The following is a 23863-nucleotide window of genomic DNA, read 5'->3' on the forward strand; positions in this document are numbered from 1 at the left end:
CGCAAGTCGCGGGGCCGCCCTGTCATCCGATAGTGCCGCCTCAGCCGCGACGGCGACGGCGCCCGCCGCGCCCGCCCGCGCCACCACCCGGCGCCCCGGTCTTGTTCAGCTTGATCCAGTTGCCACCCGACGGGTCATGATCGAGCAGGAAATCCGCCGCCCGGATCGAGATCACCTCGTCCGAGGCGACCCCCACCTTGGGTGACAGCCCCAGAAGCGGCGCGATCTTGGCGATCTCGATCCCCTCGGGCAGTTCTATTCCCAGGTCGGCCAGCCGTGCCAGGCGCTCCTTCACGATATCCTCGGCTGCGGCCATGCCCAGCAGGGGCGCAACGGCGTCAAGGTCCACGTCATCGGGCGCGGTGGCGCCAAGCGCCTTCAACTCATCCAGGCGATCACCCACCATCTTCTTGGTCTTGGGCATGGCCACCGGGTTCATGATGGCCGACGTCATGCCCGCCGCCGAGGCCATGGCCAGGAAGGCATTGTTGATCCCGTGCCGGTTGGGCAGACCGAAAGAAATATTCGAGGCGCCGCAAGTGGTGTTCACCCCCAGTTCTTCGCGCAGGCGCCGCACAAGCGAAAACACCTGGATGCCCGCGGTGCCCATCGCGCCCACCGGCATGACCAGCGGGTCAACCACGATATCATGCGCGGGAATCCCGTAATCGGCAGCCCGTTCCACGATCTTTTTCGCCACCGCAAAGCGCACGTCGGGGTCTTCGGAAATGCCCGTGTCGTCGTTGGAAATCGCCACCACCGGCACATTGTATTTCTTGACCAGCGGCAGGATCTCTTCCAGCCGCTCCTCTTCGCCCGTGACCGAGTTCAAAAGCGGGCGACCCTGCGCGGTCTGAAGCCCCGCTTCAAGCGCGCCGGGCACCGAGCTGTCGATACAAAGCGGCACATCCACCAGCCCTTGCACCAGTTCGATCACCTGGCGCATCAGCGGCGGTTCGGTCTCGTTCGGGTTAGGGTTGGAGTTATAGACAACGCCCGCGTTCACATCGAGAACCTGCGCCCCGCAGGCGACCTGCTCCAACGCGTCCTTTTCGACGGTCGAGAAATCGCCTGCCTCCAACTCGGCGGCCAACTTCTTGCGCCCCGTGGGGTTGATGCGTTCGCCGATCACGCAGAACGGCTGATCAAAGCCGATGATGGCGGTTTTCGTTTTCGATTCAACGATGGTGCGGGTCATGTGTTGCCTTATCCTTGGGTTTGCGCGGCCGGAACGGCGGCGCGGCCGCCGTTCTCGATGGCCCATTGCGCGTTGGTCTTGATCCCGCCCAGCGGGAAAAAATGGACGCGCTCGATATTGAAATCGGGGTTGGCCGCCTTGTGCGCAGCCAGCTTGGCCACCACCTCGGTCGGCTCGTAGGGCAGCAGGAGCTTCGACACATCCATCGCGCGTTTTTGCAACACTTTCAAGGAGGGGCCGACGCCGCAGGCGATGGCGAACTTGATCAGTGTCTGCAATTTTGCCGGGCCTGCGATGCCGATGTGAATGGGCAGCGAGATACCCTCGGCCGCCAACCGGTCGGCCCAGGCGATGATCGGATCTGCATCAAAGGCGAATTGCGTGGCCAGCGCCATTTGCGCATCCGTGCGCTCGGCAAAAGCCTGTTTCCAGCGCAGCGCGTCCATCACCGCGGCATCGCCGCCGTCAGGGTCGATATCGCGGTTGCCCTCGGGGTGGCCTGCAACGTGCAGACGGTCAAACCCCGCCTTGTCGAAAAGCCCCGTTTCCATGAGCTGCATCGAGGAATGGAAATCCCCGTGCGGCTGCGCCACGCCACCGGCCAGCAGCAGGGCCTGGCGCACATTTGCCTCGCCCTGGTAGCGTGCAATCCAGTCCCCAAGCGTTGCGGCGTCCTTGATTATGCGCGCCGGGAAATGCGGCATCACGTTGAAGCCGTCCGCAGCCAGCCGCTTTGCCGTGGCCACCATGTCGGTGATCGGCGTGCCCTCGATATGGGCGATGTAGACGCGCGTGCCCTCGGGCAGGATCTCGCGGAAATCCTCGACCTTCTCGGCCGTGCGCGGCATCACCTCGATCGAGTAATCCTGAAGGAACGCCTCGATCTTCGGATCGAGCGTGCGCACGCCTTCGTCACGTTTCTTGAAATTCAGCAACGCCATCACGGCCTCCCAGACGCCCTTGGGTGTCATTCCCAACCATCGTTCGCGATCAGGGCCTTGATGCGCGCCTGATCGTACTCTGCCTCCAGCCTTGCGGCCTCGGCCTCGACGACCTCTTGCGGGTCGCCCTCGACGGTGTAGGGGGCGGCCTTGCGCCACTCGGCCAAGTAGGTATCGGTATCGGCTGCGCCCACCTTCATGGCGGCGCGGTCGATGGCCTGCTCGAACCGTTCGGCCAGCGGGCGTTTGGCACCGCGCCGGCCCTTGCCGACGATGACCTGCGCGGGAATATCGCGCCAGTAAACGATCGTGACATCGGGCATTTCTTGATTCCCCTTCTACCGTGGCCCCGGTTGTAGGGCAGCGCGTCTGCGACATAAGGGCGGATTTCGACATTCCCGCCGACATCCGCGACCATTTGCACCTAGCAGACCGGGCCACCACGTGGCCACCGCGCCCGCCCATCATAATCGTGAACATCTTTATGAGCAGGCCATGCTGGCGCTTGCGCGCAAGCGCACAAGTGACTACCTTGGACACAACTCGAAATGGAGGGCGTGAAAAATGGCGCCCAAGCGTCCGAAAGGTGCGGGCGCGTTCCCGAAACCGGTTGCAACCCCCGCGCCGAATCCGCCGGACCCGGCCGAGCTTTATGCCGCGCTGGATCTTGGCACCAATAGTTGTCGTATGCTGATCGCCCAACCCAAGGGCAGTCAGTTCCACGTAGTCGACAGTTTTTCCAAGTCGGTGCAATTGGGCGCCGGTCTGGAACAAACCGGCCGTCTCAGCCGCGCCTCGATGCGCCGCACGGCGCAGGCGCTACGGATTTGTCAGCAAAAGCTCAAGCGGCACAAGGTGCGCCGGATGCGTCTTGTCGCCACTGAAGCATGCCGGCGCGCCGACAACGCCAGTGAGTTCATCCGACAGATGTATCGCGAAACGGGCATGAAACTGGAAATTATCCAGCCCGAGGAAGAGGCGCGGCTGGCCGTTATCTCTTGCGCTCCACTGGTCAGCACGCGCACCGAACAGCTGCTGGTGGTCGATATCGGCGGCGGCTCGACCGAGCTGGTCTGGATCGACCTGTCCAGCGTGCCCCATGCCGAACGCCCGCGCGCCATCATGCGGCTGCATGCGGGCTTTCACCCCACAGCCAGCCCATTTCCCGCGGCCAAGGTCGTCGACTGGATCAGCGTGCCGCTGGGCGTGGCCACGCTGCGCGACCAGTTCAACGATGTCGAGGACGACGCCGCGCGGTTTGCCCTGATGTCCTGGTTCTTCGAGGAAAACCTGGCCGAGTTCGCCCCCTACAAGGACGAACAGACGCGCGAGGGGTTCCAGATCGTGGGCACCAGCGGCACTGTCACCACCGTCGCGGCTAGCCATCTTGGGCTGAAACGCTATGACCGCACAAAGGTTGACGGGCTGCGCATGACCTCTGACCAGATCGACCGGGTGATACGCGATTATCTTTCGCTGGGCCCCGATGGCCGCCGCCGCGATCCGCGCATCGGCCAGGACAGGCAGGCGCTGATCATGTCGGGCGCGGCGATCCTGCAGGCGCTTTTGCGCTGCTGGCCCACCGACCGGCTGTCGGTTGCCGATCGTGGCCTGCGCGAGGGGTTGCTATACGCCCAGATGAGCGCCGATGGCGTGTTGGAAAACGGACCGTTCTGAAAAGGTAGCTGGCAAGATGACCAAGAAACCGACCGGCAAGAACACCTCGGGCCGCGGACAGCGCGACCTCAAGGTCAAGGTGAAAACCGCCCGCGGGCGCAAGCTCAGCTCGACGCGCTGGCTGCAACGCCAGCTCAATGATCCTTACGTGGCCCGCGCCCGCAAAGAGGGGTATCGCGGCCGCGCGGCCTTCAAGATCATGGAGTTGGACGACAAGTTCCGCTTTCTCGTGCCCGGTGCGCGCGTGGTCGACCTGGGCTGCGCCCCCGGTGGCTGGATACAGGTCGCCGTGCCGCGCATCAACGCGCTGGGGGAAAAGAAGGGCAAGGCACAGGGCCGCATCATCGGTGTGGACCTGCAAGAGGTCGAGCCGATCGCGGGGGCCGAGATCCACCAGCTCGATTTCCTTGATGAAGGCGCCGACGACAAGGTGAAGGAATGGCTTGACGGCAAGGCCGACGTGGTAATGTCGGACATGGCCGCCTCAAGCTCGGGTCACAAGCAGACCGACCATTTGCGTATCATGGCGCTGTGCGAAACTGCGGCCCATTTTGCCTTCGACGTGCTTGAGGTCGGGGGCACGTTCGTGGCCAAGGTGCTGGCCGGCGGGGCCGAGGGCGAACTGCAAAAGCTCCTGAAACAGAAATTCACCAAGGTCACCCACGTGAAACCGCCCGCCAGCCGCGCCGACAGCTCGGAAAAATTCGTGATCGCCACCGGGTTTCGTGGCCAGGACGCGGAAACGGAATAGCCCGGGCACCAGCCTGCCACGCGCCTTAGGGCGGGTTTGAACCGGCCATCCCCGGTCGCAAGCCCTTGCGCTGCGCGCGCTTCTGGCGGCAATTGCATAATCGCACGCGCCGCGCCACTGTCCGCTGGCAGCTTACCCGAGATTCGAAAGGCCCGCCCCCATGTTCGACAGCGCGACCCTCTCCGCAATCCGCGACCGCTTTGCCCATGTCGCGGCCTGTCCCATCACGGGCCCACGGGTTTTCTTTGAAAACGCGGGTGGCGCCCTGACGCTGAAATCGGTGGTCGATACCACTGCCACCTTCGCCGCCATCCCCGACAACCAGGGCCGCGCCAACCCGGCCAGTGCGCATCTGGTGCAGGTCATCGCCAAGGCGCGCGACGATGTGAAACTGCTGCTGAACGCACCAGGCGGACAGGTGATCGTGGGCGAAAGCGGCACCGAGATGCTGTATCGCATGATCCGCAGCGCCTGCATGGCCACAACGGCGGGCCCTGTGATCGGCAGCACGCTGGAACATCCCGCCTCGCGCAGCGCCGCGCGGCTCTGGGCGGATCGTTCGGGGCGCGAATACATCGCCGTGGCCCATGACGATGCCACCGGCACGGTAACCGCCGATCACTATCGCCCGCATCTGCGCCCCGACCTGGCCGTGGCCACCATCATTCACACCAGCCCGGTCACAGGCATGGGCGTAGACGTGGCCGGCATCGCCGCCGCGATCCGTGAAACGGCGCCCCGATGCCTGATCATCGTGGATGGCATCCAGCACGCGGCCCATGGCGGCATCGACCTGGCCGCCGCCGGAGTCGATGGCTATGCCATATCGCCATACAAGATGTTCTCGCGCCACGGTTACGGCGTGGCCTGGATATCCGACAGGCTGGCCGCGCTGCCGCACGAGGCCTTGGTTGGCGGCCCCGCCGAAAACTGGGAACTGGGCACCCGCGACACCGGCGCCTATGCCACGCTGTCCGACGTGGTGGCCTATCTCGATTGGCTGGGCGCGCAGGTCAGCGATGAAACCGCGCCGCGCGCCCGGCTGGAGGCAGCGGCTGGCGCTATCCACGCCCATGAACATGCGCTGTGCGACGCGATGCTGCATGGCACCGGCAACCACGCGGGGCTGACCACCCTGCCCGGCGTTCAGATCGTCGGCGGCGCCGACAACCCCGCCCGCGAGGGGCTGGTCAGTTTCTGGATCGAGGGGGCCGCCTCGGCCGATATCGTCGCGGGTCTCGAGGCGCGCGGCGTGCGCGTGCATATCCGCAAAGCCGACCATTACTCGGGCAACATCCTCGATCCGCTGTGCCAATCCGATTGCGTGCGCGTGTCGCTGGCGCATTACAACAGCCTGGACGAAGTGGCGCAGTTCCTGGACGCGATGCAGGACATCGCACCCTGACCTGACGCGCGCAGGGTCGTCCGCGCCAGGCGCGCGCAACAGTCGCGCCGAGGCCACATGATCGGGTGCGCGTGACTAGCCCTTGATATTCCGCTCCATCAGCCGCTGGAACAGGCGCGGCGACGCGCGGTTGATCCGCCAGGCCAGCCGCGCCACGCGCCCCACGGGAATCATCGGCGCGCCGCGCGCCAGCCCGCGCAGGATCTCGGCCGCCGCATCGGCAGGTGTCATGTAATCGACCCCGTCCGCCGCGGCGCCGGGGCGCGCGGTGCCATCGGTGTTGGCCCGGGCGCCGGTATTCGTCGCCACGAACGAAGGCGCGGCCACCTGCACCCGCACCCCGTGCGCGGCCTCTTCCGAGCGCAGGGAATGAAAGAACCCCTCCAGCGCGTGTTTCGACGCGGCATAGGCCGTGCGGTGATGAAGCGGGGAAAACCCCGCGACCGAGGATATGGCCAGATGCGTACCCCGGGCCGCGCGAAGCGGCGCCAACAGGTGCCGCGCCATCGCTACGGCGGCAAAGTAATTGATTTCGAACACCCGCCGATGCGTGACCTCGTCCAGCCCGTCGAACGGGCCGATATGGGTGATCGCGGCGTTGTAAACGGCCAGGTCCACGCGCCCCGCCGCCGCCACGATCTGCGCGCAGGCCGCCGCCAACGCCCCGCCGTCGGTCAGGTCGCAGGCGATCACGCGGCGCGTGGCGCTTTGCTGCACATGCCCGACCTCACGATCCAGCAGCCAAGCCTGCCAGCCTTGCGCTTCCAACGCGTCGGCCAGTGCCAGGCCAAGCCCGCCCGCGCCGCCCGAGATCACCGCGACTTTCACAACCGCGCCTCTCGCATCCAAAGGTCGAAAACCTGCGCGCTGCTCAGTTCGGGGCGATAGCCGAACCGCTTTTTCAGCGCCGTGTTGTCCAGCACGGGACGGTATTGCAGGAACCGCACCTGTTCCGGTCCGTAGCGGCTAAGCCCCAGCGGCCGAGCCACCGCCAGCGCCGCGCGCAACGCACCCGCCGGCAGGCGCAGCACCGGCTTGCGCAACCGCCGCGCAATGTCATCGACCGAAAGCGCACCGTCGCCTGCCACGTTGTATATGCCCGGCGGCCCCTCGCCCGTCGACCGTGCAAGGATGCGCGCCAGGTCGCGCGACCATATGAAGACGAACGGGCTGTTGCTACCCCGAATGGCCAGCAGGCGCGGCTTGTGAAACAGTGCCGTGATCTGGTTGTCGGTGCCTGCCCCCAACACCGTGCCCACGCGCAGCACGACCTGCTCCAACGCTGGATGGTCGCGGCGCGCCTCGGCCAACATCTCTTCGACCTGGCGCTTGTGATCGGCATACGGAAACTCCGGGTTGCCGCGCAGCGGGCATTTTTCGGTAAGCGGCACCGGGTTGTCGGCGTGATAGCCATAGGCCGCGCCCGACGAGGTGACGACCAAGCGCTGCACCCCGTGCGCCAGGCACGCTGCCAGCACCTTCCGCGTGCCCTCGACATCGACCCTGTACGCCACGTCACGCGGCACGCCGGGCCCCATCACTGCGGCCAGGTGCACCACCACGCGCGGACGATGCGCGCCGATCACCTTGTCGGGGTCATCACTGGTGACATCCAGAAGCTCGATCGCCCTGTCCGCGCGCGGCTGCACATCCGTCGCCACCGCCTGCTCGCCCAACTCGCGCAGCAGCGCCCGCCCGATCATGCCACCCGCGCCGGTAATCAGAATGTCACTCATCGCACCACCCCCTGCCGCGCGAACAATGCCGCCACTGCAAACCCGGTGAAAACGTGCCAGATACCCCAGAAAGCCGCAACGATTGCCATGCCGCCGATGCCGCCGAAAAACCCGAAGATCAGCACCAGCCCCAGCCCGGAATTCTGAATACCCGTTTCAATCGTCACCGCGCGCCGGTCAAAGGCCGACAGGCCCGCAAGGCTGGCCAATATGAACCCGCCCGCCAACGCCAGCGCGTTATGCGCGGCCACCAACCCCGCGATGCCGCCCGCGAACTCAAGAAAGTAGGCCCAGTTGGCACGCAGCGCCAAGACGATGAACAACACGAAAATGCCCATCGACACCCATTGCAACGGCCGCCGCAGCCGCGCGGTGATGTCGGGCCGGCGCATGTTCAACGCCACTCCCAGCAGCAGCGGCAGAACCAGCATCAACCCCACGGTGATCGCCACCTGCACCGGGTCGATGACGATGGCGCGCAAAATCTCGCGGCTGGGGGCATAAAGATTGCCCCAAAAGGCAATGTTGAAGGGCGTCAACACGATGGCCCCCACCGTGGCAAACGCGGTCAGCGATACGGACAGCGCCGAGTTGCCACCGGCCCTATGGGTAAAAAAGTTCGAGATATTGCCACCCGGACAGGCCGCCACCAGCATCAGCCCCAGCGCGATCGAGGCTTGCGGCTGCACCACCCAAACCAGCGCGAAGGTGAGCGCGGGCAACACCATGAATTGTGACACCAGCCCGGTCAGAACCGCGCGCGGGCGCCGCGCCAGGGCGCGGAACTCGGCCGGGGTCAGGTCGATGGCCACCGAGAACATCACGATGGCCAGGATCGCGTTCAACGCATGTAACGACGCGGGGCTGAAATTCAGCGCGGCTTCGTCGATTCCGCTCATGGCCGCGCCCCGCCGAGGCGCCTGATCCAGCCAGTCACCGCGTGGCGATAGGTGGCCTTGTCGACGTAATAAGCCATGCGCGGCAGATCGAGATACGCCATTCCTCCCGTGGCCCGGTCAAAGCCGCGCGCCTTTTGCTGTTGCAGCTTGCGCGCCTCGGGCCGCCCGTCGCGCAGCCCGCGGATGTAGCGGGCCACCATCTCGGCCTGCTCGTGGCGGCCCTGCCAGCCCAGCCCCGTCGCCTCGATCATGCCAAGCACGAACAGGTCGTCGCGCGCCGGGTGCATCGCGTTCAGGTACAGATGCGGCGCATCGCCCTGCCAGTTCAAATGCCGGGCCTCGATGAACGGGTAATGCAGCTTGTAGCCCGTGGCCGCCAATACCATGTCGTATTCGGCGCTGCTTCCGTCGGTGAAATGCACGGTCTGCCCTTCGAAACGGTCGATATCGGGGCGCACGGTCAGGTCGCCATGGCCCGCGTGAAACAGCACCTGGCTGTTCACCACCGGGTGGCTTTCATAGAGCTTGTAATCCGGCTTGGGGAAGCCGTACTTGCTCGGGTCGCCGACGAACCATTTCAAGATCAACCCGTCCACCCGCCGTTTCAGCCACATGGGCAGGCGGATCGCGCCGCCCATCGTATCGGCGGGTCGCCCGAAGACATATTTCGGCACGAAGTAATAGCCGCGCCGCATCGACAGATCGCACCTGCGCCCGTGATGGATCGCATCCACCGCGATATCGCAGCCCGAATTGCCTGCCCCCACCACCAGCACGCGCTTTCCGCGAAACTGGTCGGGGTGGCGGTAGGCCGAGGAATGTAGAAGCTGGCCGGTGAAATCGCCCTTGAACTCGGGCATGTTCGGCTCGGACAATGTGCCATTGGCGATCAGCAGCCCGGCAAACACTTCCGAATGTTCGCCCGCCGCGTCGCGCCAGGTGATGCGCCAGCCATCGCCATCATCGCCCAGCGGCTCGGTCCGCAGCACCTCGGCCTTGAAACGGTAATGCCGGCGCAGGTCGAAATGATCGGCGAAATCGCGGAAATATTGCCGCATCTCGCGATGCGACGGGTATTCGGCCACGTCCTCCCGCATCGGGAAATCCGCGAATTCCGTCATCGTCCTGGACGAGATCAGATGCGCCGTTTCATACATGGTCGAGCGCGGGCCATCTATATCCCACAAGCCCCCCACGTCCGAATGCAATTCGAACCCCTGAAAGGCGACCCCCTGTTCTACCAGAGTTTTCGCGGCGGCCAGGCCCATCGGCCCGGCCCCGATCAGGGCGAAACGCCCGTCGGCCTGTGTCATGCTGTCCTCCCTGTTCGCCGACCATTGTTGAACAAACGTTCAAAATAAGGCAAGATTTTTCCATGAACCCGGATAAAACCAAGCAAAAACAACGACAGCGCGCGCCTTCGGCCCGCTCACAGGCGCGGCGTGCGGCGATTCTGGATGCCGCCGAACGGGTTTTTGCCGTGCGCGGATTCGACGGTGCCACCATCCGTGACATCGCCGCCGAGGCGGGCGCCCCGGTCGGGCTGGTGCATCATCATGGTCAGGGCAAGGCTGCGCTTTTCGCGCAGGTCGTCGCGCGCCGGGCCGATGAACTCTCGGCGCTGCGCCTTGCCGCGTTGGACGCGATCCCGCAACCGCCGACATTGGAAGCGGTGCTGCGCGCCTTCATCCTGCCCTATCTCGACCGCGCCGCGACGGGCGGGCCTCAATGGCTGGCCTATGCGCGGCTGGTGGCAATGGTGTCGGCAGATCAGGGATGGTCGGATATCTCCGCCCGGCATTTCGACCCAACCGCCACGCAATTCATCGACGCCATCGCGCGGCTTTACCCCGACGCCCCCCGCGCGATGATCGCGCAGGGCTTTGTCTATGCGGTGTCGATGATGCTGGCCCATCTCACCGCCGGTTGGCGGGTGGGCGCGCTGGCGGGCGCCGATGCCCGGCCTGGGGCCGAAGCGCTGGTAGGCTTTGCCACGGCGGGAATGAACGCATTGCTGGGTGACGCCGACCAGGCCAGGGCTTAGAGGCGCCGACGAACGCGCTGTCGCGACCTGTCGAAACCGCGCGTTATCGGGCCAAAACCGCGCGGATTGCCCTATTCGGCCAGGTGACAGGCCACGCGCGTATCCCCGATTTTCCGCATCTCGGGGCGTTCCTTGCTGCACCGGTCCACGGCAATCGGGCAGCGCGGGTGAAAGGCGCAGCCGGTGGGCGGGTTGATGGCATCGGGAATCTCGCCCTTGGGCGGCTCGACCTCGCGGCCGAACCCGTCCATGCGCGGCGCGGCGGCGAACAGCATCTGCGTATACGGATGCTTTGGCGCATCGAACAGCCGGTCACGGGGGGCCTCTTCCACCAGGCGGCCAAGATACAAGACACCGATCTTGTCAGCCATGTGCTGAACAACCGTAAGGTCATGGCTGATGAACAGATAGGTCAGGCCCAGTTCTTTGCGCAGGTCCGACATCAGGTTCAGAACCTGCGCCTGCACCGACACGTCCAGCGCCGATGTCGGCTCGTCGCAGACGATGATCTTCGGCCCCGAGGCCAGCGCGCGGGCAATGCAAATACGTTGCCGCTGCCCGCCCGAGAATTCATGCGGGTATTTCGCCGCGTCCTTGGCCGACAGCCCGACCTGCTCCAACAGCTTTTCCGCCAGGCCGGTGACATCGCCACCCTTGGCGGAAACGGGTTCGTTGATGACTTCCCGCACGCGCCAACGCGGGTTGAGCGACGCGTAAGGGTCTTGGAAAATCATTTGAATATCGGCCCTTACGGCCTCAACCTTATCTCGGTCGGTTTCGGTTGCCAGGTCCACGCCCTCGATCTTCACGTGGCCGTCGCTGGGCGGCACCAACCCCACCACGATCTTTCCGATCGTCGATTTGCCCGAGCCCGATTCCCCGACCAGCGCGTAAACGCTGTTTTCCTCGATCTCGAAGCTCACGTCAGACACGGCGGTCAGCAGCGCCTTGGGCAGCCGCTCGATCACGCGGTTCAGCCAGGGTTTCGAGACGTCGAAAACCCGCGTCAGGTGTTCGATCCTGATGATCGCGCTCATGCGCCCACCTCGCTTTTTTCCTTTATGTTCAACGGGAACCAGCAGGCCGCACGGCCATCGCAGGTATCAAGCGTCGGCCCCGGATTGGCGCGGCAGCTATCCTGCGCGTAATCGCAGCGCGGATGAAAGGCACAGCCATCCGGCAGGTTACCCAGCCGTGGCATCGCGCCCGGAATCTGGCGCAGCCGCTCCTTGCCCTGGCTGGCCAGCGGGGTCGATGCCATGAGCCCGGCCGTATAGGGGTGGTGTGCGGCGGTGATCACCTCGCGCACGGGGCCCAGTTCGGCCAGGCGGCCGGCATACATCACCGCCACGCGGTCGGCGGCCTCGGCGATCACGCCCATGTCATGGGTCACCAGCATGACCGCCACGCCACGGTCACGGCAAAGCCGTTTGAGCAGCGCCACGATCTGGGCCTGTACCGACACGTCGAGCGCGGTTGTCGGCTCGTCTGCGATCACCAGGTCAGGCTCGGCGCACAATGCCAGTGCGATCACGACGCGTTGCCGCATTCCGCCCGAAAATTCATGGGGATAGCTGTCGATCCTCGAACGGGCGGCGGGTATTCCCACCTCTTCCAACGCGGCGATGGCGCGTTCCTGCGCCTCGGTCTGGCCAACCTTCAGGTGTTCCTGGATCGTCTCGGTCAACTGGTCGCCAATCGTCAGCAGCGGGTTGAGAGAGGTCAGCGGATCCTGGAAGATCATGCCCATCTTCTTGCCCCGCAGGCGGCGCAGCGCCTCGCCCCGCAGGTTCTGAATGGGCTGGCCCGACAACAGCACCTCGCCCGAGGTGATCCGGGCCGGACTGTCGAGCAGGCCGACAACGGCGTTGCCGGTCATTGATTTTCCGGCACCGGATTCACCGACAACGCCAAGGATTTCACCGGCCTGGATGTCATAGCTCACGTTATCCACGGGGCGCAGAACACCGTGGCGCGTGGGGATTTCCACGACCAGGTTACGAACGGAAAGAACGGGTGTATCGGTCATCTCAGCCTCGGGTTCAAAGCATCACGCAGCCAGTCGCCCAGCAGGTTGATCGACAGCGCCAGCGCCAAAAGCGTGGCCGCCGGGAAGAACAGGATCCACCATTCGCCCGAGAACATGAATTCCTGCCCGATACGGATAAGCGTGCCAAGCGAAGGTTTGGTCGGCGGCGCGCCCACGCCCAGAAACGACAGCGTTGCCTCGGCGATGATGGCCAGCGCCAGCGAAATGGTGGCGATCACCAGCACCGGGTTCAGCACGTTGGGCAGGATATGGCGCAACATGATGGCAAAGGGCGAGCGCCCGATGAGCTTGGCCGCCTGAACGTATTCGCGGTTCTTTTCCACCAGCGTGGCACCGCGCACGACGCGGGCGAACTGCACCCAATCCGACAGGCCGATGGCCAGGATCAGCACCCATATCGCCATCTCGTTGCGATATTCCGGCGGCGTGATCCCCTTGGCGATACCGAAAATCAGCATGGCGACCAGGATCGCCGGAAAGGTCAATTGCACGTCGGCCACGCGCATGATGATCGTTTCGGTCCACCCGCCAAGGTAGCCCGCCAGCAAGCCCAGCGTCACGCCCAGCACCATCGCCAGCAGCACGGCGGCGAAGCCCACGAACAGTGAAATGCGCATCCCGTACAGGATGGTTGAAAACACGTCGCGGCCCTGGTCATCGGTCCCCAGCAGGAAGTAGTCGCCGGTGAACTGGTTGGCCTGCCCCGGCGGGGTGAAGCCGTTCATCAGGTTCAGCGACCCGGGGTCGAACGGGCTATGCGGTGCGATGAACGGCGCGAGAACCGCCCCGATGATGAGCAACAGCACCACGAAGGTCGAGGCCACTGCCACCGGCGCATGGCGGAACGACCAGCCAAGATCGCTGTTCCAGGCGCGGTGCAGCCGCGAGGGGCGAATGTCTTGTTGAATATCGGCCATGTCAGTGCCCCCCTGCTGTGCGGTCGACGCGCAGGCGCGGGTCGATCGCGAAATAGAGCATGTCGACGATCAGGTTGATGCCGACGAACATCACGGAAATCATCATCAGGTAGGCCGCCATCACCGGGATATCGACGAACTGGATGGCGTTGATGAACAAAAGCCCCACGCCGGGCCACTGGAACACGGTTTCGGTAATGATGGCGAAGGCGATGATGCTGCCCAGTTGCAGGCCGGTGATGGTGATCACGGGCACCAGCGTGTTCTTCAGCGCGTGGCGGAAGTTGATCGATTTCTCGCGGATGCCGCGGGCGCGCGCAAATCGGATGTAATCCATGCGCAGCACCTCCAGCATCTCGGTGCGCACCAGCCGCATGATAAGGGTCATTTGATAAAGGCCCAGCGTGATCGCGGGCAGGATCAACGACTTGAGCCCGCTTTCGGTCAGGAAGCCAGTTGTCCAACTGCCGATGCGCGTGACTTCGCCGCGCCCGAAACTTGGCAGCCAGCCCAGCTCGACCGCAAAGAGGTAAATCAGCAATATGCCGATCAGGAAGGTCGGTAACGACACCCCGATTAGCGAGCCGGTCATGATCACGTTGGCGGATAAGCCCCGCCTTCGGATCGCCGTGAAAATACCCAGCGAGATGCCACCGACCAGCGCCAGAATCCCCGACACGAAGGCCAGCTCCAGCGTGGCCGGCAGACGCTCGACCAGGATTTCAGCCACCGGGCGTCCCTGGCGATAGCTCAGCCCGAAATTGCCCTGGGCGGCCTGTTCGAGGAACCGCCAGTATTGCACGACAAAGGGCTGATCCAGCCCAAGCTGGTCGCGCAGGCGTTCGATATCGGCCTGGGTGCGCTCTTGGCCCAGCATGTTGTCGACCGGGTCACCGACGAAGCGGAACATGGAAAAGGCCACGAGCCCCACCATCAAAAGCACCAGGACCGACTGGAATATGCGGCGAATGATATAGGCGAGCATTTCAAGATCCGTTCAAAGCGGAAGGCCGCGCCCGTTGCATACGAGGCGCGGCCCAAGGGGGGCGGTTGATCCCGCCCTACTCAGTTTCAGTCAAGTTCGAAAAACTTGATCTTGGGGTCGTCCTCGGGGCTGACCTCGATTCCGACATTCTCGGTCATGCCCCAGTTCAGCACCTGGTGGTGGATGGGGATGTAGACCTGCTCTTCCTGCACCACGTCCCAGATCGACTGGATCGTCGCGTTGCGCTTGTCCAGGTCGGTTTCCGACGCCAGCGACTGGATCATCTGGTCAACCTCGGCGTTCGAGAAGCCGGTGCTGTTCCAGCTGCCACGGTCGCTGCCGCGGGTGTGAACGAGGAAGTTGAAGATGTATTCCGAGTCGTAGGTCGGAACGCCCCAGCCCAGCATGTAGAAATCGGTCTCGTTGCCCGAGATGAGCGGGAAGTGCTGCGCCTTGGGCTTGGCATCGAGGTTCACGGTGATGCCGATCTGCGCCAGCATGCCGACGCTTGCCTGGCAGATGGCCTCGTCGTTGACATAGCGATCGTTCGGGCAGTCAAGCTGGATCGAGAAACCGTCGGAATAGCCCGCTTCCTCCATCAGCGCCTTGGCGGCGTCGATGTCGGTGGAAACCTCGTCCATCTCGGCGGTCCAGCCGTTCACGAAGGGCGGCGCGATGATGCCGGCGGGCTGGCTTTGGCCGCGCATGACGACCTGCTTGATGGCGTCACGGTTGATGGCCATGTTCATCGCCTGCCGCACGCGCTTGTCAGCCAGCGGGTTCTTGCCATCGACATTGTCGTTGGCCAGGTCGTCGGCACCCTGGTTCATGCCGAAAAAGATCGTGCGGTTCTGCGGTGCGGTCTTGACCACAAGCCCGTCGGTTTCGTCGACACGGCCGAGATCCTGCACCGGCACGTCCTGGATGAAATCCACCTCGCCCGACAGCAGCGCGGCAACGCGGGTCGCGGCGTTCTGGATCGGGGTATAGACGATCTCGGTCACGTCCAGCGGGAACTCGTCCTTGCCCCAGTAATCCTCGTTCAGCGTCATGACGGTTTTCACGTCGGGCTCGCGGCTGACCAGCTTGTAGGCGCCGGTGCCGTTGGCATTGGTGGTGGCAAAGGTCTTCTCGCCGCCTTCGACATCCTGCACGGTCACGGCGTCGTTGGCCTCGGCCCAGCCCTTGTCCATCATGAACAGGTTGGTCAGGTTCGATGGCAGGATCGGGTTCGGGCCGTCGGTGACGAACTCGACGGTGTGATCGTCGACCGCGCGCACCTCGGTGATGGAGTTCAGCAGTTCCTTCATGTCCGAATTGTCAGACTTGGCGCGGTTGATCGAGAACACGACATCCTCGGCGGTGAAATCGGCACCATCATGGTATTTCACGCCCTGGCGCAGGTTGAACACCCATACGTTGGGGTCATCGGCCTTGGGCGCCCAGTCGGTGGCCAGCGCGGCCTGGAAGGCCCCGGTCATGTCACGAATGATCAAAGGTTCGTATACCTGGTGGGCCAGCGTGTGCGTCGGCCCCTCGTTCTGCGCATGCGGATCAAGGGTGAGCGAGTCGCCCGCCCGCGCCCAGCGAAGCGTTTCGGCCGAGGCCGACAACGACGTGCTGGCAAGCAAGGCTGCGGCCAAAAATGTAGTCTTTTTCATGATTTACTCCCTGAATCTTCCGGGTTTTTCCCCGGCATCATGAGAGACAGGATAAACGAGTTTGCCACACCTGCAAGCAATGCCGGCGCAAAATTCACCCCAAACCACGCCAGACCCAACGTAAAGCACGGCCACCAAATGCGACCTTTGCGTATCGTCGAGTTGTCATTAGAAGGGCGTGATATAAACTTATTAAGGCGCGGCACGGCGGTTGCGTGGTTAGTCAGGCGGGATAATGTCCTTTTTCAAGCAACTCCTGATCCTCGTGGTTCTGGCGGCGGGCAGCTACGGCGGATACCTCCTTTACCAGGAACATTACGCAACCGAACCCACGGCGGCGCAAGGGCGCGGACCGCAATCCGCCCCGGTCGAAGTGGCACCGGCAGTCCTGCGTGAGATGCCCGAGATTGTCGAGGCGGTGGGCACGACACGCGCGTTGCAATCCGTCGAGATCGTGCCCGAAGCCAGCGGCCGCATTGAAGAAATGCCGATTTCGACCGGGCAGCGCGTCGAGGCCGGACAGGTGCTGGTGCGGCTTGACGATGCCATTGCGCGGGCCGACCTGACCGAGGCCGAGGCCCAGTTGACCGAGCGCGAGCGCACGGTTGAACGCGCCAAGCAACTGCGCGAAAGCAATGCCGTGGCGGCCGCGACACTTGACCAGGCCGAGGCCCGCCTGGCCGAGGCGCGCGCCCAACTGGACCGCGCCCGGCAGCGGTTGTCCGAGCGCACTATCCTTGCCCCGTTTGGGGGTGTCGTCGGGCTGTCCGAGGTCGATGTCGGCGCGCGCGTCAATGCCGGCACGCAGATCACGTGGCTGGACGATCTTTCCGAGGTCGAGATTGGTTTTGCCCTGCCCGAAACCCTGTTTTCGCGGGTGCGCAGCGGCCAGGCGGTCAACGCCCTGAGCGCCGCCTTTCCCGGGCAGGAGTTCACGGGCGTCATCGACGCGGTCGATAGCCGGATAGACCCGGTCAGCCGCTCGTTCCGCGCCCGCGCGCGTATCCCGAACCCCGACGGCACCTTGCCGGCGGGCATGTTCATGTCGCTGCAACTGATACTGGGTCGCCCTGAAATGGTCACCGTTCCGGAAGAGGCGTTGGTTTACCAGGCCGCTGAAACCTACGTCTTCGTCGTCGAAGACGACACGGCCCGCCGCATCACCGTGAAGACCGGCCCGCGGCTCGACGGCATGGTGGCGATCGTCGACGGGCTGAACGAAGGCGCCCGGGTGGTGACGCGCGGCCTGCACCGCGTGCGCGATGGCGGCGCGGTCAGCATCCGGGCCGAAAGCGATACCCCCGCGGCAGCAAATCAGAGCGACTCATGACCATTTCCGACCTTTCCGTGCGTCGGCCGGTCCTGGCAGCGGTGGCAAGCCTGCTGCTGATCGTGTTCGGCCTCGTGGCGCTGCGCGACATTCCGGTGCGCGAACTACCCGATGTCGACAACGCGGTGGTCACCGTCTCGACAACCTATCGCGGTGCCGCCCCCGAGGTGATCGACACCGACATTACCGAAACCATCGAAGGCGCGGTCGCGGCGATTTCGGGCATCCGCTCGATCAGCTCGGAAAGCCGGCAGGGGCGCTCTCGCGTGACGATCGAGTTCGAAAACGGCCGCGATGTCGACGTTGCAGCCAACGACGTGCGCGATGCGGTGGGCCGGGTACGCGGCAACCTGCCGGACGCCGCCGACCAGCCCGAGGTTGAAAAAAGCGATGCCGACGCCGACCCGGTGATGCGTCTGGCGGTGGTGTCCGACCGGCTCAGCACCGCCGAGATCACCGATTACATCGACCGTTTCATCGCCGACCGCCTGGCCACGCTGAACGGCGTGGCCAACTTGCAGGTCTACGGCGAACGATCTTTCGCCGTGCGCATCTGGCTGGATCGGCGGGCGCTGGCCGCGCGCAACCTGACGGTGGCCGATGTGCAGACCGCGCTTGTGCGCAACAACGTGGAACTGCCCGCGGGCGAAGTAACCTCGCGCGTTCGTCAGCTGACCGTGCGCCTGAACAGCCGGCTGCAAAGCATCGAGGATTTCCGCGATGTCGTGCTTGACCGGGTGGCGGGCTACGCGGTGCGGCTGGGCGACGTGGCGCGAGTGGAACCGGGCGTGGCCGACGACTCGACCATCGCGCGTAGCGATGGGCGCGACGCGGTGGGTATCGCGATCCAGCGCCAGAGCCAGTCGAACACGCTGCAAATCTCGAACGCGGTACGCGCCGAGATCGACCAGCTGCGCCCCACCCTGCCCGAGGGCATGGAGATCCTGATCGGGTCGGATGACGCGCTATTCGTGGGTGCCTCGATCCGCGAGGTGGTGAACGCGCTGATGATCTCGCTTGGGCTGGTGGTGCTGGTTATCCTTCTCTTCCTGCGATCGGTACGGGCGACGATGATCCCGGCCATCACGATTCCCGTGTCGCTGGTGGGCGCCTTTACCCTGTTCGCGGCCTGGGGCTTTTCGCTCAATACGCTGACGCTTTTGGCACTGCTCCTGGCCATCGGGCTGGTGGTGGATGACGCCATCGTGGTTCTGGAAAACATCCAGCGCCGGATCGAGAACGGCGAACCGCCGCTGGTGGCAGCCATGCGCGGCGCGCGGCAGGTGACCTTCGCGGTGCTGGCAACCTCGGCCACGCTGATCGCGGTTTTCGTGCCGTTGTCATTCATGCCGGGCCAGGTGGGGCGGCTGTTCGTCGAGTTTGGCTGGGTGATGGCGGGCACGGTGGCGATTTCAACCTTCGTGGCGCTGACCGCCTGCCCCGCCCTGGCGTCAAAGATTCTCAAGTCCGGCGCGGCCACGGTCCCGGACGAGGGCGATGGCCCGCGCGGCCCGTTGCAGCGCGCCTATGCCAAGTTGCTGGGCTGCGCAGTGCGCATGCCGCTGGTGGTGCTGGTGGTCGCGGGCGCGATCACCGGAGGCGCGGCGCTGTTCTATGACGCGTTGCCGCGCGAACTCGCCCCGCGCGAGGATCGCGGCGTTGGCTTCGTGCCGTTGACGGCCCCGCAAGGCAGCACGGTGGAATATACTGACGGCGCCGCCCGGCAGGTCGAAGAGATCATTGCCCCGCTGCGCGAACAAGGCGTGGTGGAAACCGTGTTTACCTTTACCGGCTGGGGCAACCGCGCCTATCGGTCCTTCGTGGTGTTCCGCCTGGCCGAATGGGACCAGCGCGACATGAGCGCATCTGAAGTGGCCGGGTCGCTGGCGCCGGAGATCAGCCAGATGACCATCGCGCGCGGTTTTCCCATCACGCCCGCCGGGCTTGGGCTGCGTGGCAATTCCACGCCGCTGCGCGTCGTCATCAGCGGCCCCGATTTCGAAAGCGTGCAGAACTGGTCAACCGAGTTGCTTGAGCGCGCGGGCGAGATCGAAGGGCTGGTGAACCCCGAGATCAACTATGAACAGAACCTGCCGCAGCTCGATGTGCAGGTCGATCGCGCGCGCGCCGATGACCTTGGGATCCCGGTCGAGGTGATCGCGACAACCATGCAGACCATGCTGGCCTCGCGCGAGGTCACGACCTTCGTCAGCCGCGGCCGCGAATACCCGGTGATCGTGCAGGCCGAGGAACGCGACCGCAGCACGCCCGCGGATATCGACAATATCTACATCCGCGCCGGTGATGGCGAAACGCTTGTACCGCTGGGCGCGCTGGTCAGCGTACGCGAAAACGCCGCCTCGTCCTCGCTCAGGCGGTTCGACCGTTTGCCCTCGATCCAGCTGTCCGGCGCGCTTGCGCCGGGAACCGACCTGGGCGCGGTGCTGGAAGAGGTCGAGCGCGTGGCAGCCGAAGTCATCCCGCCCGAGGGCAAGCTGGGCTTCGAAGGGCAATCGCGTACCTTCAAGGACACGTCATCGGGGGCCGCCACTGTCTTTGCGATGGCGTTGCTTATCGTCTTCCTGGTGTTGGCCGCGCAGTTCGAAAGCTTCATCGCCCCGGTGATCATCCTGCTGACGGTGCCCACGGCCGTGGCCGGCGCCATCTATGCCATGGCGCTGGGGGGGCTGTCGCTCAATGTCTACAGCCAGATCGGGATCATATTGCTTATAGGGCTGGTCGCGAAGAACGGTATCCTGATCGTCGAGTTTGCCAACCAGCTGCGCGATCAGGGCGCATCCGTGCGCGACGCGGCGATACGCGCCGCCGTTCTGCGCCTGCGCCCGATCACCATGACGGTGATCTCGACCGTGCTGGGCGCGTTGCCGCTGGTCGTGGCCAGTGGCGCGGGTGCCGAAAGCCGCAGTGCCATCGGCACGGTGATCATCGCGGGGCTGACCATGTCTGCCATTCTGATGCTGGTGGTCACCCCGGTGCTTTATGACCTTCTGGCCCGCTTCAGCCGCCCGCGCGGCGCGGTCGAGCAAGAGCTGGAACGCGCCTTTGCCAACGAGCCCGCCGAGTAGCCCGAGCGCAAAGCGATGGGCCAGCCCCTGGCCGGCTGGCCCAGGCAGCCCACGAACGGATCAAGACAACCGGCCCGGCCGAAAGGTTGGGCGCCGCCGATGCCAGCAAGACGGCGGCGCCCTTGGCCTGCATCAATGCGCGACGCGAACCAGCCAGAGAATGATCGCCGGGAACAGGAACAGCAGACCGGCGCGAATGATATCGGTCATCAGGAAGGGAAGAACCCCCTTCATCGTTTTTGAAATGGGAACGTCCCGCGCCATCGAGTTGATGATGAAAAGGTTCAACCCCACAGGCGGCGTTATCATTCCCATCTCGACGACGATCAGCACGAGTATGCCGAACCACAGGCCCACCTCGTCAGGCGGCATCCCGAGATCGAGTACAAGGATGATCGGGTAAAAGATCGGCACCGTCAGCAGGATCATCGAAAGCGTATCCATGACGCAGCCCAGGATGATGTAGACGACAAGGATGATCGCAATGATCGTCCAGGGGTTGACCGGCAGGGTACCAACCCATGCCGCGGCCTCTTGCGGCACCTGGGTCAGGGCCAGGAAGGTGTTGAACACGCCAGCACCCAGCACGATCATGAAGATCATGCCCGTTCCCGTGGCTGTCCCCAGAAAGGCGTTGCGCATCGCGACACGCGACAGGGTACCGCGCAGCAGCGCGACCAGCCCCGTGCCGACGGCCCCCACCGCCGCGCCTTCGGTCGGCGTGAAAATCCCCGAATAGATACCCCCGATCACGAGGCCGAAAATGATGATCACCGGCCACACATGAAGCAGAGAGGCCAACCGCGCACGCAGCGATTGCCTTGGCTGAACCGGCGCCGATTCAGGATACAGGCGCACGTATATGGTGACGGCCGCGATATAGCCGAGTATCGCCAGGATGCCCGGAATGATCGCCGCGGTGAACAGTTTGACGATATTCTGGTTGGCCAGCACCGCATAGACGACCAGCACGACCGAGGGTGGGATCAGGATGCCTAGCGTTCCCCCGGCGGCCAGCACGCCTGTCGCCAGCCCCGGCGCGTAGCCGGCCTTGCGCATTTCCGGCAGGGCCACCTGTGTCATGGTCGCCGCCGTGGCAAGCGACGAGCCGGATATCGCCCCGAAGCCGCCACAGGCCCCCACGGTCGCCATTGCCAATCCGCCGCGCCGGTGGCCCAGCCACGCCCTTGCCGCGTTGAACAACGAGGTCGACAGCCCCGCGTGAACCGCGAATTGGCTCATCAGCAGGAATAGCGGAATGATGGTAAGCGAATAGCTGGAGAACTCGTGATAGGCGACCTCGTTGATGCTGTGCAGTGTTCCGGTCACACCGATCATGCTGAACATGCCGGCCAGCCCGACAAGGAACATGGCAAGGGCGATGGGAATCCGCACCGCCATCAGGAACAGGAGGGTCGCGAAACCGACCAAGCCAAGTGTCGTTCCACTCATGTATCGAACTCCGCTGAAGATTCCCGGGCGGCAGGGTCAAACCCCTGCATCAGGCCGCGCCAGCTATCCCAGGCGGTGAACAGCGCCACCAGCGTGGTCAGGCCAAGAACGACCGTTCCGGCGGCATACGCCCACCAAAGGGGCAAACGCCGCATCATCGTCACCTCGGAATAGGTGATCATTTCTTGCATCCCGACAAAGGTGCGCCAGCACAAAAGCCCCAGCACCAGCGCAAACAGAACTGCCGCAAGCAAGCTGAGAAACGCATGGGTGCGCACGCCTGCGCGATAGATGAAAAGATCGATCGTGACGTGGGTGTAGCGCATCTGACAGTAGGGCAGGAAACCGAAGATGGCGATCGCGGCGCCCATTTCCATGATCTCGTAATCCCCGCGGATCGCGCCCAGCCAGGGCACGCCCTCCGGCCCGCCGAAGGGCCCTGCAAACCATCGGCCGAGGATGCTGACAACGCTCATAAGCGCCAGCCCAAGCATCAGCGCCCCGGCAAGCAGTGCAATCCATGTGGTCAGGGTCAAAAGCACCGAACGGGTGCGAACAAAGGCCCGATCGCCGAAGGATGGGTGGTCTGTCATTCATGCACTCCTGATGTCAGGCCGGAGGCGCACATGCTTTGGCGCCTCCGGGTCTTGGCGTCAGCCCTGGGCGTATTCCGTGGCACGGCGCACCAGTGCCTCGCGGGCCGCGTCGTAAAGCGCCTGCCCTTCATCGCCCATGCCCGAAATCCACGCATCGACCAGCGGTTGCGCCAATTCGCGCCAGCCGCTTTCCTCGTCGTGATTGATACGGGTGATCTGGTTGCTTTCGCTGGCTTCCAGTTCTTCGACCACGCTTTCGTGGTAGCGTTCCCATTCCTCGGCCAGCTTGGGCAACTCGGAAGGGCCGGAGTTTTCATCGATCAGCTGACGCAGGTCGTCGGGCAGCCCTTCGTAACGGCCCTTGTTCATGGTGAGCATCATCGGGTTGGCGTAAAGCTGCTCGTTGACCGCGTTCGAAAAGATCGTGTGATGCCCGACCAGCTCATGCGCACGCATGGCGTGGATGTTGTCAAACGGCATCATCACCGAGTCGATCACCCCGCGTTGCAGGCTTTCGGGGATTTCGCTGTTCGGAACGCTGATCGCCTGCGCGCCGCCATTCTGCACGAAATCGGCCAGCGGGCGGGTGGGCGTGCGCACACGCAAGTTGCGCAGGCTTTCGGGGCTGGTGATCGGCACGTTGGAATGGAACGAACCCGGCGTTGTTGCGAACAGGGTCAGCAGATGCGTGTCGGCATATTCATCCGCGGCGTGTTCGGTCACGTAGTCGTGCAAGGCCTGCGAGGTCGGCACCACCGAATAGCCCATGAAAGGCAAGTCGAACACCTCGGTCTTGGGGAAGCGGCCCGGCGAGTAGCCCGGCAGCGTCCAGACCATGTCGACCGAGCCGGCGCGCACGGAATCGTACAACCCGCGCGGCGAGCCGCCCAGTTGCATCAACGGGTAAAGCTCGATCTTGAGGGCGCCGTCCGACAACTCGTTCAGGCGCTCGGCCCAGGGCGCAAGATAGCCGTAATGCGGTGCGGTGCCCGCAGGGGCAAAGTGATGCAGACGCAGTGTCGTATGGGCCTGGGCGCGTGCGAAACTCGGAACGATCGCTGGCGCGGCCAAGGCCGCCACCCCCAGTTTCCCGAATGCGCGGCGTGACAGTCTGTTCTTGGTATGGTTCATCTTC

The 23863-nt window shown here is 64.4% G+C and carries 21 protein-coding genes; 6 read left to right on the plus strand and 15 right to left on the minus strand.

Annotation, left to right across the window (positions count from 1 at the left end; genetic code table 11):
• Positions 1-40 precede the first annotated feature (40 nt).
• From M8744_RS08935 to M8744_RS08945, 3 genes are read right to left on the minus strand one after another with little or no spacing between them, the layout of a single operon-like run.
• On the minus strand, positions 41-1198 hold the full coding sequence (locus tag M8744_RS08935; protein ID WP_251413572.1) for a methyltetrahydrofolate cobalamin methyltransferase: 1158 nt from the start codon (positions 1196-1198) through the stop codon (positions 41-43).
• An 8-nt stretch (positions 1199-1206) separates the two neighbouring features.
• Complete coding sequence (locus M8744_RS08940; RefSeq protein ID WP_251413821.1) at positions 1207-2139, minus strand: methylenetetrahydrofolate reductase; 933 nt, start codon at positions 2137-2139, stop codon at positions 1207-1209.
• Positions 2140-2165: 26 nt separating this feature from the next.
• Complete coding sequence (locus M8744_RS08945) at positions 2166-2462, minus strand: virulence factor (protein ID WP_251413574.1); 297 nt, start codon at positions 2460-2462, stop codon at positions 2166-2168.
• 241 nt (positions 2463-2703) lie between these two features.
• Between M8744_RS08945 and M8744_RS08950 the strand changes: the two genes are divergently transcribed.
• The 3 genes from M8744_RS08950 (at position 2704) to M8744_RS08960 (ending at position 5972) form a co-directional block, all read left to right on the plus strand.
• The gene (locus M8744_RS08950) at positions 2704-3816 is read left to right on the plus strand and encodes a Ppx/GppA phosphatase family protein (RefSeq protein ID WP_251413577.1); all 1113 of its coding nucleotides are present in this window, start codon (positions 2704-2706) and stop codon (positions 3814-3816) included.
• A 16-nt stretch (positions 3817-3832) separates the two neighbouring features.
• Positions 3833-4567 carry an RlmE family RNA methyltransferase gene (locus tag M8744_RS08955; RefSeq protein WP_251413580.1) on the plus strand — a complete coding sequence of 245 codons (735 nt, stop codon included), beginning with the start codon at positions 3833-3835 and terminating at the stop codon, positions 4565-4567.
• Between the two features lie 160 nt (positions 4568-4727).
• Entirely contained in the window at positions 4728-5972 is a 1245-nt protein-coding gene (locus tag M8744_RS08960) for an aminotransferase class V-fold PLP-dependent enzyme (protein ID WP_251413583.1), read from the plus strand.
• A gap of 75 nt (positions 5973-6047) precedes the next feature.
• Here M8744_RS08960 and M8744_RS08965 read toward each other — a convergent pair whose 3' ends face one another.
• Genes M8744_RS08965 through M8744_RS08980 form a run of 4 tightly spaced genes read right to left on the minus strand, consistent with a single transcriptional unit; the run spans position 6048 to position 9920 of the window.
• The gene (locus M8744_RS08965) at positions 6048-6800 is read right to left on the minus strand and encodes an SDR family NAD(P)-dependent oxidoreductase (protein ID WP_251413600.1); all 753 of its coding nucleotides are present in this window, start codon (positions 6798-6800) and stop codon (positions 6048-6050) included.
• Positions 6797-7708 carry an SDR family oxidoreductase gene (locus M8744_RS08970; protein WP_251413615.1) on the minus strand — a complete coding sequence of 304 codons (912 nt, stop codon included), beginning with the start codon at positions 7706-7708 and terminating at the stop codon, positions 6797-6799. Before M8744_RS08970 ends, M8744_RS08965 begins: the two co-directional genes overlap by 4 nt.
• On the minus strand, positions 7705-8607 hold the full coding sequence (locus M8744_RS08975; protein ID WP_251413617.1) for a bile acid:sodium symporter family protein: 903 nt from the start codon (positions 8605-8607) through the stop codon (positions 7705-7707). The genes M8744_RS08970 and M8744_RS08975 overlap by 4 nt, the downstream gene beginning before the upstream one ends.
• Positions 8604-9920, minus strand: coding sequence for a flavin-containing monooxygenase (locus M8744_RS08980; protein ID WP_251413619.1), 1317 nt, complete (start codon positions 9918-9920; stop codon positions 8604-8606). The genes M8744_RS08975 and M8744_RS08980 overlap by 4 nt, the downstream gene beginning before the upstream one ends.
• Positions 9921-9982: 62 nt before the next feature.
• On the opposite strand from M8744_RS08980, the gene M8744_RS08985 reads away from it, so the two are divergent.
• The gene (locus tag M8744_RS08985; RefSeq protein ID WP_251413621.1) at positions 9983-10651 is read left to right on the plus strand and encodes a TetR/AcrR family transcriptional regulator; all 669 of its coding nucleotides are present in this window, start codon (positions 9983-9985) and stop codon (positions 10649-10651) included.
• Between the two features lie 71 nt (positions 10652-10722).
• On the opposite strand, the gene M8744_RS08990 is transcribed toward M8744_RS08985, so the two are convergent.
• From M8744_RS08990 to M8744_RS09010, 5 genes are all read right to left on the minus strand, one after another.
• Positions 10723-11688 carry an ABC transporter ATP-binding protein gene (locus M8744_RS08990; protein ID WP_251413634.1) on the minus strand — a complete coding sequence of 322 codons (966 nt, stop codon included), beginning with the start codon at positions 11686-11688 and terminating at the stop codon, positions 10723-10725.
• Positions 11685-12680 (minus strand): ABC transporter ATP-binding protein, encoded by a 996-nt coding sequence (locus M8744_RS08995; protein WP_251413637.1) that lies wholly within the window; start codon positions 12678-12680, stop codon positions 11685-11687. Before M8744_RS08995 ends, M8744_RS08990 begins: the two co-directional genes overlap by 4 nt.
• Positions 12677-13618: an ABC transporter permease gene (locus M8744_RS09000; protein WP_251413640.1), complete on the minus strand. Its 942-nt coding sequence runs from the start codon at positions 13616-13618 to the stop codon at positions 12677-12679. Before M8744_RS09000 ends, M8744_RS08995 begins: the two co-directional genes overlap by 4 nt.
• Before the next feature lies 1 nt (position 13619).
• Positions 13620-14603, minus strand: a complete 984-nt coding sequence (locus M8744_RS09005) for an ABC transporter permease (protein WP_251413643.1) — start codon at positions 14601-14603, stop codon at positions 13620-13622.
• An 86-nt stretch (positions 14604-14689) separates the two neighbouring features.
• On the minus strand, positions 14690-16264 hold the full coding sequence (locus tag M8744_RS09010; protein ID WP_251413646.1) for an ABC transporter substrate-binding protein: 1575 nt from the start codon (positions 16262-16264) through the stop codon (positions 14690-14692).
• Between the two features lie 235 nt (positions 16265-16499).
• On the opposite strand from M8744_RS09010, the gene M8744_RS09015 reads away from it, so the two are divergent.
• Together M8744_RS09015 and M8744_RS09020 are read left to right on the plus strand one after the other, a co-directional pair.
• Positions 16500-17594 carry an efflux RND transporter periplasmic adaptor subunit gene (locus M8744_RS09015; protein ID WP_251413649.1) on the plus strand — a complete coding sequence of 365 codons (1095 nt, stop codon included), beginning with the start codon at positions 16500-16502 and terminating at the stop codon, positions 17592-17594.
• Positions 17591-20680, plus strand: coding sequence for an efflux RND transporter permease subunit (locus M8744_RS09020; protein WP_251413651.1), 3090 nt, complete (start codon positions 17591-17593; stop codon positions 20678-20680). The genes M8744_RS09015 and M8744_RS09020 overlap by 4 nt, the downstream gene beginning before the upstream one ends.
• A 132-nt stretch (positions 20681-20812) precedes the next feature.
• Here M8744_RS09020 and M8744_RS09025 read toward each other — a convergent pair whose 3' ends face one another.
• The 3 genes from M8744_RS09025 to M8744_RS09035 are packed head-to-tail and all read right to left on the minus strand — an operon-like array spanning position 20813 to position 23859.
• Complete coding sequence (locus M8744_RS09025; RefSeq protein ID WP_251413654.1) at positions 20813-22132, minus strand: TRAP transporter large permease; 1320 nt, start codon at positions 22130-22132, stop codon at positions 20813-20815.
• Positions 22129-22725: a TRAP transporter small permease gene (locus M8744_RS09030; protein ID WP_251413657.1), complete on the minus strand. Its 597-nt coding sequence runs from the start codon at positions 22723-22725 to the stop codon at positions 22129-22131. The genes M8744_RS09025 and M8744_RS09030 overlap by 4 nt, the downstream gene beginning before the upstream one ends.
• A 60-nt stretch (positions 22726-22785) precedes the next feature.
• The gene (locus M8744_RS09035; protein ID WP_251413660.1) at positions 22786-23859 is read right to left on the minus strand and encodes a TRAP transporter substrate-binding protein; all 1074 of its coding nucleotides are present in this window, start codon (positions 23857-23859) and stop codon (positions 22786-22788) included.
• Between the last annotated feature and the right edge of the window lie 4 nt (positions 23860-23863).

It is taken from the genome of Lutimaribacter degradans, assembly GCF_023703375.1.
In the GTDB taxonomy this organism is placed as follows: Bacteria; Pseudomonadota; Alphaproteobacteria; order Rhodobacterales; family Rhodobacteraceae; genus Lutimaribacter; species Lutimaribacter degradans.

Excerpts from the sequence above, each read along its gene's own strand:
- M8744_RS08935 (WP_251413572.1), bottom strand. The coding sequence starts at position 1,198 with ATGACCCGCACCATCGTTGAATCGAAAACGAAAACCGCCATCATCGGC.
- M8744_RS08940 (WP_251413821.1), bottom strand. The coding sequence starts at position 2,139 with ATGGCGTTGCTGAATTTCAAGAAACGTGACGAAGGCGTGCGCACGCTC.
- M8744_RS08945 (WP_251413574.1), bottom strand. The coding sequence starts at position 2,462 with ATGCCCGATGTCACGATCGTTTACTGGCGCGATATTCCCGCGCAGGTC.
- M8744_RS08950 (WP_251413577.1), top strand. The coding sequence starts at position 2,704 with ATGGCGCCCAAGCGTCCGAAAGGTGCGGGCGCGTTCCCGAAACCGGTT.
- M8744_RS08955 (WP_251413580.1), top strand. The coding sequence starts at position 3,833 with ATGACCAAGAAACCGACCGGCAAGAACACCTCGGGCCGCGGACAGCGC.
- M8744_RS08960 (WP_251413583.1), top strand. The coding sequence starts at position 4,728 with ATGTTCGACAGCGCGACCCTCTCCGCAATCCGCGACCGCTTTGCCCAT.
- M8744_RS08970 (WP_251413615.1), bottom strand. The coding sequence starts at position 7,708 with ATGAGTGACATTCTGATTACCGGCGCGGGTGGCATGATCGGGCGGGCG.
- M8744_RS08975 (WP_251413617.1), bottom strand. The coding sequence starts at position 8,607 with ATGAGCGGAATCGACGAAGCCGCGCTGAATTTCAGCCCCGCGTCGTTA.
- M8744_RS08980 (WP_251413619.1), bottom strand. The coding sequence starts at position 9,920 with ATGACACAGGCCGACGGGCGTTTCGCCCTGATCGGGGCCGGGCCGATG.
- M8744_RS08985 (WP_251413621.1), top strand. The coding sequence starts at position 9,983 with ATGAACCCGGATAAAACCAAGCAAAAACAACGACAGCGCGCGCCTTCG.
- M8744_RS08990 (WP_251413634.1), bottom strand. The coding sequence starts at position 11,688 with ATGAGCGCGATCATCAGGATCGAACACCTGACGCGGGTTTTCGACGTC.
- M8744_RS08995 (WP_251413637.1), bottom strand. The coding sequence starts at position 12,680 with ATGACCGATACACCCGTTCTTTCCGTTCGTAACCTGGTCGTGGAAATC.
- M8744_RS09000 (WP_251413640.1), bottom strand. The coding sequence starts at position 13,618 with ATGGCCGATATTCAACAAGACATTCGCCCCTCGCGGCTGCACCGCGCC.
- M8744_RS09005 (WP_251413643.1), bottom strand. The coding sequence starts at position 14,603 with ATGCTCGCCTATATCATTCGCCGCATATTCCAGTCGGTCCTGGTGCTT.
- M8744_RS09010 (WP_251413646.1), bottom strand. The coding sequence starts at position 16,264 with ATGAAAAAGACTACATTTTTGGCCGCAGCCTTGCTTGCCAGCACGTCG.
- M8744_RS09015 (WP_251413649.1), top strand. The coding sequence starts at position 16,500 with ATGTCCTTTTTCAAGCAACTCCTGATCCTCGTGGTTCTGGCGGCGGGC.
- M8744_RS09020 (WP_251413651.1), top strand. The coding sequence starts at position 17,591 with ATGACCATTTCCGACCTTTCCGTGCGTCGGCCGGTCCTGGCAGCGGTG.
- M8744_RS09025 (WP_251413654.1), bottom strand. The coding sequence starts at position 22,132 with ATGAGTGGAACGACACTTGGCTTGGTCGGTTTCGCGACCCTCCTGTTC.
- M8744_RS09030 (WP_251413657.1), bottom strand. The coding sequence starts at position 22,725 with ATGACAGACCACCCATCCTTCGGCGATCGGGCCTTTGTTCGCACCCGT.
- M8744_RS09035 (WP_251413660.1), bottom strand. The coding sequence starts at position 23,859 with ATGAACCATACCAAGAACAGACTGTCACGCCGCGCATTCGGGAAACTG.